Annotated in this window: 11 protein-coding genes and 1 tRNA gene; 10 read left to right on the forward strand and 2 right to left on the reverse strand. The window is 76.8% G+C overall.

The features are described 5' to 3' along the window. The 9 genes from G6556_RS19590 to G6556_RS12330 all read left to right on the forward strand — a co-directional run. Window positions 1-1108 (forward strand): pseudouridine synthase (locus G6556_RS19590; protein ID WP_240934446.1); only part of this gene is annotated, 1108 nt, incomplete at its 5' end. After that, entirely contained in the window at window positions 1105-2232 is a 1128-nt protein-coding gene (locus G6556_RS12295) for a prephenate dehydrogenase (RefSeq protein ID WP_166941698.1), read from the forward strand. The genes G6556_RS19590 and G6556_RS12295, both read left to right, overlap by 4 nt. Next, on the forward strand, window positions 2229-2954 hold the full coding sequence (gene cmk, locus G6556_RS12300) for a (d)CMP kinase (protein ID WP_346774864.1): 726 nt from the start codon (window positions 2229-2231) through the stop codon (window positions 2952-2954). Before G6556_RS12295 ends, cmk begins: the two co-directional genes overlap by 4 nt. Next, window positions 2951-3637, forward strand: a complete 687-nt coding sequence (locus tag G6556_RS12305) for a lysophospholipid acyltransferase family protein (RefSeq protein WP_166941701.1) — start codon at window positions 2951-2953, stop codon at window positions 3635-3637. Before cmk ends, G6556_RS12305 begins: the two co-directional genes overlap by 4 nt. A gap of 49 nt (window positions 3638-3686) precedes the next feature. Beyond that, window positions 3687-5258 carry a ribosome biogenesis GTPase Der gene (gene der, locus G6556_RS12310; RefSeq protein ID WP_166941703.1) on the forward strand — a complete coding sequence of 524 codons (1572 nt, stop codon included), beginning with the start codon at window positions 3687-3689 and terminating at the stop codon, window positions 5256-5258. Then, complete coding sequence (locus tag G6556_RS12315) at window positions 5255-6373, forward strand: hypothetical protein (RefSeq protein WP_346774865.1); 1119 nt, start codon at window positions 5255-5257, stop codon at window positions 6371-6373. Before der ends, G6556_RS12315 begins: the two co-directional genes overlap by 4 nt. A 163-nt stretch (window positions 6374-6536) precedes the next feature. Continuing rightward, window positions 6537-7241, forward strand: a complete 705-nt coding sequence (locus tag G6556_RS12320; RefSeq protein WP_166941706.1) for a GntR family transcriptional regulator — start codon at window positions 6537-6539, stop codon at window positions 7239-7241. Next, window positions 7238-8560, forward strand: coding sequence for an MFS transporter (locus G6556_RS12325; RefSeq protein ID WP_346774866.1), 1323 nt, complete (start codon window positions 7238-7240; stop codon window positions 8558-8560). Before G6556_RS12320 ends, G6556_RS12325 begins: the two co-directional genes overlap by 4 nt. Before the next feature lie 48 nt (window positions 8561-8608). Next, window positions 8609-8682, forward strand: a tRNA-Pro gene (locus tag G6556_RS12330). Window positions 8683-8738: 56 nt separating this feature from the next. On the opposite strand, the gene G6556_RS12335 is transcribed toward G6556_RS12330, so the two are convergent. Both G6556_RS12335 and helR read right to left on the reverse strand, forming a co-directional pair. Beyond that, window positions 8739-9146 (reverse strand): YkvA family protein, encoded by a 408-nt coding sequence (locus tag G6556_RS12335; RefSeq protein WP_166941707.1) that lies wholly within the window; start codon window positions 9144-9146, stop codon window positions 8739-8741. A gap of 176 nt (window positions 9147-9322) precedes the next feature. Continuing rightward, window positions 9323-11488, reverse strand: coding sequence for an RNA polymerase recycling motor ATPase HelR (helR, locus tag G6556_RS12340; protein WP_166941709.1), 2166 nt, complete (start codon window positions 11486-11488; stop codon window positions 9323-9325). 212 nt (window positions 11489-11700) lie between these two features. On the opposite strand from helR, the gene G6556_RS12345 reads away from it, so the two are divergent. Continuing rightward, the gene (locus tag G6556_RS12345) at window positions 11701-12381 is read left to right on the forward strand and encodes a hypothetical protein (protein ID WP_166941711.1); all 681 of its coding nucleotides are present in this window, start codon (window positions 11701-11703) and stop codon (window positions 12379-12381) included. The last annotated feature ends 69 nt before the right edge of the window (window positions 12382-12450 follow it).

The following is a 12450-nucleotide window of genomic DNA, read 5'->3' on the forward strand; positions in this document are numbered from 1 at the left end:
CGTCGGCCGCGCCGGCGGCGGGCAGGGCGGCGGGCGCTCCGGCGGCCCGGGCGGCGGCTCCGGCCGGTCGTCCGCGGGTGGCGGGTACGGCTCGGGCACGGGCCGGCCGTCCTCGGGCGCCGGGTACGGCGGCGGCTCCGGGCGTCCCGGCGCGGGTCGTCCGGGCGCGTCGTCCTCGGGCCGTCCCGGCGGTGCCGCGTCCGGCCGCGTGGCGGGCGCGTCCCGTCCGGGCGCCGCGCGCTCCGGCACCGGCGGCACCCGCTCCGGCGCCCCCCGCGGCGCGGACACCGGCCGTCCGGGCTCGGCGTGGCCGTCGCGCCCGCCGCAGCAGCGCCGGACGCCCCCGCGGGGTCCGCGCCCGACCGACATCGACGTGCACGACCCCGAGGGCGTGCGGCTGCAGAAGGTGCTGGCGCAGGCCGGCCTGGGCTCGCGCCGTGCGTGCGAGGAGCTGATCGCGGCGGGCCGCGTGACGGTCGACGAGCAGGTGGTGCTGGAGCTCGGCGTGCGCGTCGACCCGCGCAGCGCCGTGATCCACGTCGACGGCCTGCGGCTGCAGCTCGACAAGGACGTGATCACCCTGGCGCTGAACAAGCCGCTGGGCGTCGTGTCGACCATGCACGACCCCGAGGGTCGCCCGTCGCTCGAGCAGTTCGTGCAGAACCGCGAGGAGCGGCTGTTCCACGTCGGGCGCCTGGACGCCGACTCGGAGGGCCTGCTGCTGCTGACCAACGACGGCGAGCTCGCCAACCGGCTGTCGCACCCGTCGCACGGCGTCACGAAGACGTACCTGGCGACCGTCGAGGGCCGGATCGCCGCCGGTGTCGGCGCCCGGCTCAAGAAGGGCGTGGAGCTCGAGGACGGCGTCGTGGCGGTGGACGCGTTCCGCGTCGTCGACGCCACGCCGCAGGCGAGCATGGTCGAGATCGTGATCCACGAGGGCCGCAACCGCGTCGTCCGGCGGCTGCTGGAGGAGGTGGGCCACCCGGTTACCCGCCTGCTGCGCACCCAGATCGGCCCCATCAAGCTCGGCGACCTGCGCCCGGGCCGCACCCGCGTGCTCGGGAAGGCGGAGGTCGGCTCGCTGATGACGTCGGTGGGCATGTGAGCACGAACGGCACCGCCGCGGTCGTCACGCGCGGCCCGGTCCGCGTCGTCGGCACCGGGCTGCTGGGCGCGTCGGTCGGCCTGGCGCTGACCGCGCGCGGCGTCGACGTGACGCTGCACGACCCTTCCCGCACGGCGCTGGCCCTGGCCCGCGACGTCGGGGCGGGCCGGCCGGCCGCGGACGGCGACCCGGAGCCCGCGCTGGTCGTGGTCGCCGCGCCGCCGGACGTGACGGCGGACGTGGTGCGCGCGGAGCTCGCGGCGCACCCGGACGCGGTCGTCACCGACGTGGCGAGCGTCAAGGGCTACGTGCTGTCCGAGCTGCGGGCCGCGGGCGCGGACCTCACCCGGTACGTCGGGTCGCACCCGATGGCCGGGCGGGAGCGCTCGGGCCCGGCCGCGGCGGTGCCGGACCTGTTCGTCGGGCGGCCGTGGGTGGTCGTCGACTCGGGGGAGTCCCGGCCGGACGCGCTGCTCGCGGTGCGGGCGCTGGCGACCGACCTGGGCAGCCTGCCGGTGACCATGGACGCCGCGGAGCACGACGCCGCGGTGGCGGTGGTGTCGCACGTGCCGCAGGTCGCGGCGAGCCTGGTGGCCGCCCGGCTGCGCGGGGCCGAGCCGGACGCCCTCGGGCTCGCCGGCCAGGGGCTGCGCGACGTCACCCGGATCGCGTCGTCCGACCCGGCGCTGTGGACCTCGATCCTCGCGGCCAACGCCGCGGCGGTGCGCGGGGTGCTCGCGGGGCTGCGCGACGACCTGGACGAGGTCCTGGGCGCGCTCGACAGCGCCGCCCGGGCGAGCGGGCCGGAGGACGTCGAGCTCGGCGCCCTGGCCCGGGTGGCACGGCTGATCGCCGACGGCAACGCCGGCGTGGCGCTCGTGCCCGGCAAGCACGGCGGCGCGCCGCGCTCGTACGCGGTGGTGACGGCCCTGGTGCCCGACCGGCCCGGCGAGCTCGCGCGGCTGCTGACGGACGTCGGCGAGGCCGGCGTGAACCTGGAGGACCTGCAGCTCGAGCACGCGGCGGGACGGCCCGTCGGCATGGCGTCGGTGTCGGTCGACCCCGCGCGCTCGGCGCACCTGGAGGCGGAGCTGACGGCCCGCGGTTGGAGGTTGGTTCGGTGACTGCGCACGACGTGCGACGGCCGGTGGTGGTGGCGATCGACGGGCCCTCGGGCTCGGGGAAGTCGACGGTGTCCCGGCGGGTCGCCGAGCGGCTCGGCCTGGCCTACCTGGACACCGGCGCGATGTACCGCGCGGCGACCTGGTGGGCGCTGCACCGCGGGGTGTCCCTGACGGACGCGGACGCCGTGGCGCAGCTGGTCCGGGAGATGCCGCTGGTCATGGGCGTCGACCCGCGCCAGCCCGGCGTGCACGTGGACGGGCACGACGTCGGCGAGGCGATCCGCGAGACCGCGATCTCCGCCGCCGTGAGCGCCGTGGCGACCAACCTGGAGGTGCGCGCCGAGCTCGGGCGCCGGCAGCGGGCGGAGATCGCCGCGCAGGCGGCGTCCTCGGCGTTCTCGCAGGGCCGCGGCATCGTCGCGGAGGGCCGGGACATCACCACCGTCATCGCGCCCGACGCCGACGTGCGGCTGCTGCTCACCGCGAGCGAGGAGGCCCGGCTGGCCCGGCGTGCCCGCGAGGTGCACGGCTCCGACGACGCCGACGCGGTCGCGGCGACCCGGGACCAGGTCGTCCGCCGTGACGCGGACGACTCCACGGTGTCCCAGTTCCTCGTGGCCGCCGACGGCGTGGTGACGGTCGACTCCTCGGAGCTCGACCTCGACCAGACCGTGCAGGCGGTGCTCGACGTGGTGGCCCGCACCGCGGACCTGCACGCGTGACCGGGCGGGGGCGCGGGGAGGCTCTCGCCACGGCCGTCGCGGGGCGCCCGGTTCCCGGCTGGGCCCGCGCGCTCGGCAAGGTGATCGCGCACGGGATCTGGGACGCCCGCGTGGTCGGCGCGGAGCACGCGCCGGCCACCGGCCCGGTGCTGTTCGCGGCGAACCACACCAGCATCGTCGACGGGCCCCTGCTGCAGGGCGTGACCCCGCGGCCGGTGCACATCCTGGTCAAGCACGAGATGTTCGTCGGCCCGCTCGGGGCCGTCCTGCGCGCCGCCCAGCAGATCCCGGTCGACCGGTCGGGCGGACGCGAGGCGCTCGTCACGGCCCTGGCCGTGCTGCACCGCGGCGACGCGGTCGGCGTGTTCCCCGAGGGCAACCGGGGCCGTGGCGACGCGTCGTCGGCACGCGCGGGCGTGGCCTGGCTCGCCGTGCACGGCGGCGCCCCGGTGGTCCCGGTCGCGATCCTCGGCACCCGGCGCACGGGGGAGTCGGTCGGGCACATCCCGTTCCCGCGACGCCGGCTGCACGTCGAGCTGGGCGCACCGCTGGACCTGTCGCCGGCGGCCGGGCAGTCCCGCCGCGACGCGATCGGCGCGGGCACCGAGACGGTGCGGGCGGCGCTCTCGGCGCTCGTCGCGGACGCCGCGGCACGGACCGGGGCGGCGCTCCCGACGGACTGACGGCGGGCGCGGTTCGTCCGGGGGCGCTCGGTCAGGGAGAATGGTGCGCATGCGTGACAGCGAGCCGGCCCAGCCGACCACCTCCGAGGTCCCCGAGGGACCCGGAGACGTGGAGTTCGACGACCTCCCGGACGGCCCCGCCGAGGCCGAGCCCTTCGACGGCACCGACGTGACCGCGGACGCGGAGGACGACGAGGCGCGCGAGCGCGCCCTGCGGGCCGGCCTCGACGACTACGAGCTCGAGGACGAGGACGTCGCCCTGCTCTCGGGCGACGTGGACGACCTCGACGAGGACGGCGCGAACCAGGCGCTTCCCGTGCTCGCCGTCGTCGGCCGCCCGAACGTCGGCAAGTCGACGCTGGTCAACCGCATCCTCGGCCGCCGCGAGGCCGTCGTCGAGGACAAGCCCGGCGTGACCCGCGACCGCGTCTCCTACCCGGCGGAGTGGGCCGGGCGCCGGTTCACCCTGGTGGACACCGGCGGCTGGGAGGTCGACGTCGCCGGCATCGAGGCGCGCGTCGCCGAGCAGGCCGAGGTCGCGATCTCGCTGGCCGACGCCGTGCTGTTCGTGGTCGACGCCACGGTCGGCCCCACGGCCACCGACGAGCGGGTCGTCCGCCTGCTCCGGAAGTCCGGCAAGCCCGTCGTGCTGTGCGCCAACAAGGTCGACGGCCCGCGGGTCGAGGCCGACGCCGCCGAGCTGTGGAGCCTCGGCCTCGGCGAGCCGCACCCCGTCTCGGCCCTGCACGGCCGCGGCACCGGCGACCTGCTCGACGCCGCGATGGCCGCGCTGCCGACCGTCTCGCAGCACGCGACCGCCCGCCCCGGCGGCCCGCGCCGCGTCGCGCTGGTCGGCCGCCCGAACGTCGGCAAGTCCTCGCTGCTCAACAAGGTGCTCGGCACCGACCGCGTGGTTGTCGACGACACCGCGGGCACCACCCGCGACCCGGTCGACGAGCTCGTCGAGCTCAAGGGCGTGCCGTGGTGGTTCGTCGACACCGCCGGCATCCGCCGCCGCGTGCACCAGACCTCCGGCGCCGACTTCTACGCGTCCCTGCGCACGCAGGCCGCGATCGAGAAGGCCGAGGTCGCCGTCGTGCTGCTCGACGCGTCGCAGCCGCTCACCGAGCAGGACACCCGCGTCATCCAGCAGGTCATCGACGCCGGCCGCGCGCTCGTCATCGCGTACAACAAGTGGGACCTCATGGACGAGGACCGCCGCCCGTACCTGGAGCGCGAGATCGAGAAGGAGCTCGTGCAGATCCAGTGGGCGCCGCGGGTGAACATCTCCGCGCGCACCGGCTGGCACACCGACCGGCTCGTCCCGGCGCTCACGCGGTCGCTCGAGTCGTGGGACACCCGCATCCCGACCGGCAAGCTCAACGCGTTCCTGGGCGAGCTCGTCGCGGCGCACCCGCACCCGCTGCGCGGCGGCAAGCAGCCCCGCATCCTGTTCGCGACCCAGGCGTCGACCCGCCCGCCGCGGTTCGTCGTCTTCGCGACCGGATTCCTCGAGGCCGGCTACCGCCGGTTCATCGAGCGCCGCCTGCGCGAGACCTTCGGCTTCGAGGGCTCGCCCATCTCGATCTCGGTGCGCGTCCGGGAGAAGCGCAAGCGGTGACCCGCGGGGCGGAGGTCGAGCGGACGGGCGACCGGGCGGCCGAGGCGGACCGGCACCACGTGCGGCGACGCTCGCCGGTGCTGGTCCTCGGGCTGCCGCGCGACCCGGCCGGGCCGCGGCACGTTGCCGGGTTCCTCGCCGTCACGGTGCTGACCGTGCTGGTGACCCGCGGCCTGCTCGCGCTGACCGGCTTCCCGCAGCTCGGCGGCGACGGCCTGCACATCGCGCACGTGCTCTGGGGCGGGCTGCTCATGGCGGTCGCCGTCGTGGCGGTGCTGTCCTGGGCGGGCCCGGTGGTGCGGCCGCTGGCCGCGCTGGTCGGCGGCGTGGGCTTCGGGCTGTTCATCGACGAGATCGGCAAGTTCGTCACGTCGGACAACGACTACTTCTACGAGCCGACCGCGTCGCTGATCTACGTCGTCGTGGTGCTGCTCGTCCTGGTCGGCGAGGTCATCCACGGCCAGCGCCGCGACCAGCACGAGACGCTCGCGGCCGCGGCCGACCTCGCCGTCGCCGGTCTGGCCGGCGGGTTCTCGCCGCGCGCCCGGCGGCAGGCGCGCGAGCTGGTGGCTGCCGCCGGCGACGTCCGGGGGGCCGCCGAGGTCCGGGCGCTGCTCGACGTGGTCGAGGACGACGCCCGCGAGCTGCCCGACCCGATCAGCGCCGTGGCGCGTGGGGTCGTGACCGTGTCGCACCGGGTGGTGCGGGTGCGGTGGCTGCCGCGGGTGACCGTCGGCGTGCTGGCGCTCGTCACCGGCTACACCGTGGTGCGCGGCGTCGTGCTGGTGTCGACCGGGGCCGACCTGCCGTGGTGGGCGATGGTCGGCCTGCTGGCGAGCGGCGCGGGGTCGCTCGTGTGCTCCGCGGTGGGCCTGCGGCTGGTCGGGGCGGACCGCACGCGGGGCTATGAGTGGTTCCGCCGCGCGGTGCTGGTGAACCTGCTGCTCAGCCAGATCTTCCTGTTCCGGATCGACCAGTGGAGCGCGGTGACGGGCCTGGTGGTCGACCTGGTGCTGCTCGGCGTGGTCGCCGCGGAGCTGGACGTGCTGCGCGGCCGCTCGGGCGTCCACGACGTGGCGCAGCGGGCGGCGGACCGCACCGCGCGGGCGCGCTGACGGGCGGGCCGCACCGTCGCGCTGACGGGCTGGGCTCGCTCGCGTCCCCACCACTTCGTCGCGTCGCACCCCGCCCGGTCGGGTGGCGGCGCGACGACGTGGTGGGGTCCGGCGGGGTGTGCCGATTTGGTTCTGGGATGCATCTGAGATACATGTAGTAGCCATGCAGCCGCCCGGCACCGCCACGCTCGCCCCGCCCGCGGCCGAGGCCGCCTACCGGCACGTCAAGGACGCGCTGCTCGCCGGGCGGCTGCCCGCGGGGGAGATGCTCAGCGAGGGCGACGTCGCGACGGAGCTCGGGATGAGCCGCACGCCCGTGCGCGAGGCCTTCCTGCGGCTGTCGGCCGAGGGCTGGCTGCGGCTGTTCCCCAAGCGCGGGGCGCTCGTCGTGCCCGTCGCACCGGGCGAGGCGGAGGCGGTCGTCGACGCGCGGCTGCTGCTCGAGTCGCACGCGGTGGACGTCGTCGTGCGCGCCGCGGCGACCCGGGACGCCCTGGTCGCCGAGCTGCGCGCGCTGCTGGCGCGGCAGCGCGAGGCCCTCGCGGCGGGCGACCTGGAGGCGTACGCCGAGCACGACGCCGCGTTCCACCAGGCGATCGTCGCGGCGGGCGGGAACGACCTGCTGACCGGGTTCTCGGTCACCCTCCGGGAGCGGCAGCGGCGGATGGTCGCGCTGTCGGTGGGTGCGGCGGGGGAGCGCGCACCGGGCTTCGTCGAGGGGCACGAGGCCCTGGTCGCGGCCATCGAGGCCGGCGACGCGGCGGCGTTCCGAGACCGCCTGCGCGCGCACCTGCACGGGGCGCACCTGCGCGGCGGCGCGGCCGCCGACGCCGACGACGTCGTGGACCGGGACGGGGCCGCACGGTGACCGCCGCGAGCACCGGCACGGCTGCCCCCTCGGGCAGGGGCGCGGCCTCGCGCACGGCCGCCGACACCACCACCGGCACCCCGACGACCGCCGGCCGCGAGGCGGCTCCCGACCCGCGCGCGTGGCTCCGCGTCGGCGCCCTCATGTTCGCCGTCGCCTGGGGCGGCAACGAGTTCACGCCCCTGCTCGTGATGTACCGCCAGGTCAGCCACCTGTCGGCGCTCACCGTGAACGTGCTCCTGGCCGCGTACGTGCTCGGCATCGTGCCCGCGCTGCTCGTCGGCGGGCCGCTGTCCGACCGGTTCGGCCGGCGGCCGCTGCTGCTGCCGGCGGCGCCGCTCGGGATCGCGGGCTCGCTGGTCCTGGCGCTCGGGCCGGCGTCGGTGCCCGCCCTCGCGGCCGGGCGGGTGCTGTCGGGTCTCGCGCTCGGGCTGGTGATGGCGGTCGGCACGACCTGGGTCGCGGAGCTGTGCGCCGCGACCGGCTCGCCGCAGGCCGGCGCCCGGCGGGCGTCGCTGGCGCTCACGCTGGGCTTCCTGCTCGGCGCCGGGGTCGCCGGGGCCCTCGCTCAGTGGGGCCCGTGGCGGACGGGCACGCCGTACCTGCTGCACGCCGCGGTGACCGTGGTCGCCGGGCTGGCCGTGCTCGCGGTCCCCGAGACCCACCCGGCGCGGCCGAGGGGCGACCGCACCGGGCTGCGCGACGACCTGCGGGTCCCGGCCGTCGGCCACCGGCGGTTCCTCCGGGTCGTGCTGCCCCTGGCCCCGTGGGTGTTCGGCGCGGTCGGCTCGGCGTACGCCGTGCTGCCCGGTCTGATGCGCGAGCACGCCGGCGGGGTGCCGATCGCGTTCTCGGCGCTGCTGACGGTGGTCACGCTCGCCGTCGGGTTCGCGGTGCAGTCGCTCGCCCGGCTGATCGACACCCGGCACAGCGCGCGGGCGTCCGTGGCGGCGCTGGCGATCCTCGTCGTGGGGATGGCGCTGGCCGCGTGGGCCGCCGCGACGCTGGCCCTGCCGGTGGTGCTGCTGGCCGCCGCGGTGCTCGGCGCCGGGTACGGGCTGGCGCTGGTGGCCGGGCTGTCCGAGGTGCAGCGGATCGCCACCCCCGACGACCTCGCGGGGCTGACGGCGGTCTACTACTCGGCCGCATACCTCGGGTTCTTCGTGCCGGCAGTGCTCGCGTGGCTGTCGACCCGGTGGGCGTACCCGGAGATGTTCCTGGCCGGGCTGGGCGTCGCGGCGGTCTGCCTCGTCGTCGTCGCGACGGCGTGGCGCGCCCATCTGCCGGCGGGGGACGGCGGGACCGTCCGGATACGGTAGAGTTTCCGAGGCTCCTGCGGGGGCCGCCGAGGTCGCTTCGGGGACCATCGGGCTGTGGCGCAGCTTGGTAGCGCACTTGACTGGGGGTCAAGGGGTCGCAGGTTCAAATCCTGTCAGCCCGACGTGGAAGCCCTGGTGGGAGAGCATCCCACCAGGGCTTCGTCGTTCCCGGGGTCGATCACGCCGGCAGCCGCGCGACCCGCCGCAACGCCGCCAGCCCTTCCGGGGACCCGGGCCAGTGCCGGTCCAGCGCGTCGGGGCCCGCACGCCGCACGACCGACCGCAGCACGAGCGCCACGACGACCGCGTCGTCCGCCCAGCCGAGCACCGGGATCACGTCCGGCACGAGGTCGAACGGCAGCGCGAGGTAGCCGAGCAGCAGCCACAGCCGGACCCGCACGCCGCGGTCGAGCGTCCGGTCGGCGGCGAGCCGGCGCACCAGCCGCACGACGTCCGGCAGCAGGCGGAGCAGCTCGCGGAGCCGGAGCTCGTCGGGGCGGGTCGCCCAGAGCGCGACGACGAGCGCGAGCCACAGCAGCAGCACGCCGCCGAGGACGCCGACCAGGGTCCAGGCCCAGTCCGGCACGCCGCCGCCCCGTCAGCCGCGCCGGGCGGCGCGGGCGGCACGCACGACGGGGGTGGTGCGGGCGGCGCGGGTGGTGCGATGGGCGTGGGCCATGGGTCCTCCCGGAGGTCGTCGGCGCGCGCGGCGCGCCCCGGGCGCGACGCTACCGCCCGCACCACGGCGCCGGGCGCCGGCGGTCACGACCCGGTCAGCACCACGAGCCGCTGCGTGGCCCGGGTCATGGCCACGTACCGGTCGACCGCACCGGTGACGCCGCCGCCCCACCGCTCGGGGTCGACGAGCACCACGAGGTCGAACTCCAGCCCCTTCGCCTCGACGGGCGACAGCGACCGGACGCGTGGGGCCCCGGGGACGTCCCGGTCCGCGCCGACGACGCAGGCGACGCCCTCCGGGTGCTCGGCGAGCCAGGTCGTCAGCAGGTCGTCCAGGTCCGCGACCGCGCCGTGCCCGACCGGGACCCCGGTGCTGCGGACGGCGGTGGGGACCTGCGCGTCGGGCAGCGCCGCGCGGATCACCGGCTCGGCCGCCGCCACGACCTCGACGGGCGTGCGGTAGCTGATCGTCAGCGCGGCGACGGCGGGCTCGCCCAGGCCGAGGCGGCGCAGCCGGTCCGACCACGTCTCGGCGAACCCGTGCCGGGCCTGCGCGCGGTCGCCGACGACGGTCAGGCTGCGGGACGGCGAGCGGCGCAGCAGCATCTGCCACTCCGCGTCGGAGAGCTCCTGGGCCTCGTCCACGACGACGTGCGCGAACGGGCCGGCGAGCCGGTCGGTGCCGGTGCGGGCGTCCTCCGGGTCGCCGACCAGGGCGTGCTCCAGGTCCGCGCCGCGCAGCATGTCGAGCATGCCCTCCTGCTCGCCCTCGTGATCGGCGGCGATCAGGTCGTCGGCCACCCGCGCGCGGTACTCGCGCTCGGCCGCGGCCTCGGCCTCCCGGCGGTGCCGGCGCCGCGCCGCGCCGGGGTCGCCGACCCGGTGCCGCGCCGCGTCGATCAGCGGCAGGTCGGCGTCGGTCCACGCGCGGGGGTCGTCGCGCTGCAGCAGGCGGACCTGGTCAGGGGTCAGCCACGGGGCGCACAGCCGGAGGTAGGCGGGCACGGACCACAGGTCGGCGACGACCTCCGCGGGGTCGAGCACCGGCCACGCCCGGTCGAGCACCGCCGTGAGCGCGCCGTGCCGGCGCAGGGCGCGGCGCAGCAGGTCCTCGGGGATCTCGTCGTCCTCGTCGCGGGCCCGGGCGACGAGCAGGTCGTGCAGCGCCTCCTCGATCACGTCCCGGGCCTCGTCGTGCGGGGTGCCGGGGTCGGGCGCGCCGAACGCCTCGGCCCAGTCCTCCGGACCGAGCCACAGGTCGGCCCACGGGGTCTCCACGAGCAGACCGTCCGTCGGCGGCCGCTCGGAGAACCGCACCGCCGGCTCGACCGCCCGGACCATCGCGAGCGTGCCCTTCAGCCGGGCGACCTCCGGATCGCGCTCGGGGACGGCGCCGGCGCCCTCGGGGACCAGGTCGCGCAGCACGCAGGTCCGGGCGCCGTCCTCGCCGAGGTTCGGCAGCACGTCGGCGACGTAGTCCAGGTACGGGCGGCTGGGGCCGACGACGAGCACGCCGCCGCGCCGGTGGTCCACCAGCGGGTCGGCGTACAGCAGGTAGGCCGCGCGGTGCAGCGCGACGACGGTCTTGCCGGTGCCCGGTCCGCCCTCGACGACGAGGGTCCCGCGCGAACCGGCCCGCACGATCGCGTCCTGGTCGGCCTGGATCGTGCCGAGCACGTCGCGCATCCGCGCGGTCCGGCTGGTGCCCAGGCTCGCGATGAACGCCGACTCGTCGTCCAGCGCGGCGTGCCCGGGTGCCCCGTCGTCGGCGAGCACCTCGTCCCAGTAGTCGGTGACCCGCCCGCCGGTCCACCGGTAGCGGCGTCGGCCGGCCAGCCCCATGGGCCGCGCACGGGTGGCGGCGAAGAACGGCTCGGCGGCGGGGGAGCGCCAGTCGACCAGCAGGCGGCGTCCGTCCGCGTCGGTGAGGCCGAGCCGGCCGACGTAGACGGGCTCGCCACCGTCGGCGGGGGTGGTGCGGCCGAGGCACAGGTCCAGGCCGAACCGGTGCAGCGCGCGCAGCCGGGCGGAGAGGCGGCGCACCTCCGCGTCTCGGTCGAGGGTCTGCTGGCCCCGGCCGGCGGGCTGCCGGCGCACGGCATCGAGCCGCTCGGCGAGGTCCGCGGTCGTCGTGCGCAGTGCGGTCCCGATCGCGGCGAACCGGCGCTCGTCGTCGGCGACCAGGGCGGGGTCGGCCTTCACGGCGAGGTGCTCGGGCAGGTCGAAGGCGGGGGTGGCGGTAGCGGTCACGGGGCTCCTCCGGGGCGCGCGGGCGGGCGGTGCGCCGAGGATTCTGGGCCCGGACGGGGCCCTTGCGGCAAGACCCCTGCCGCGCTATACGTTGAGAGTGGCGGAAGCGGTCGCCGCGGGGATGGCTTAGGGTCTCCTGGGTCTCGCCTGTGCGTCTACCAGGCAATCTCTCTGCTCGGAAGGTCCTCCCCGTGCGCTTGCCGTCCCTCGCCGTGCCCACCGCTGCCCTCGTCCTCGCGCTCGGCCTCGCCGGCTGCTCCGCGGACGAGCCCAAGGACACGAACCGCACCCCGGCCGGCGGCGCGTCGGCCGCGGCGGGGGAGCAGGAGACCGGACCGCTCGAGGTCGACTACGAGGTCGAGGCCGTCGACTTCGGCGCCCCCGGCGCGGTCACCGCGCCCGGCACCGCGCTCGCGCTCGGCCAGCCCGCGTGGCTGAACCAGACCGAGACCTTCGGCGAGGAGGAGGTCAGCGGCGGGGTCGGCGTCGCCGTGCTGCAGGTCAGCGAGCTCGACGCCTCGCTGTTCGACCAGTTCAGCAACGCCGAGGAGTTCGCGGGCTACACCCCGTACGCCGTCATCACGCAGCACCAGTGGCTGTACGACACCCCGGAGGGCTACGACCCCACGACGGTCGACCTGTTCCCGCTCGACGCGACCGGCGCGGACACCGAGTACCTGACCAGCGGCTTCTCGCTGAACTCGCCCGGCGACTCCTGCGGGCTCCTGCTCCCGGAGTACGACGAGGAGAACCGGGTGCTGGTGTCCTGCTTCGTCGCGCTCGCCAAGGACGGGGCCGTGGTCACGTCCGCCGAGTACAACGGCGAGTCGTACCAGTCGTTCATCGCGTCCTCGGACAACCCGTACTTCCCCTCGCCCGTCACCTGGAAGTGACGCCCGCGGCGGCGGGGCGTGGGTGCCGGGAGCGGGTCCTCGGCCCGTAGCGTGAGGGCGTGACCCCGG

The organism is Cellulomonas sp. IC4_254 (assembly GCF_011603975.1).
Lineage (GTDB): Bacteria > Actinomycetota > Actinomycetes > Actinomycetales > Cellulomonadaceae > Cellulomonas.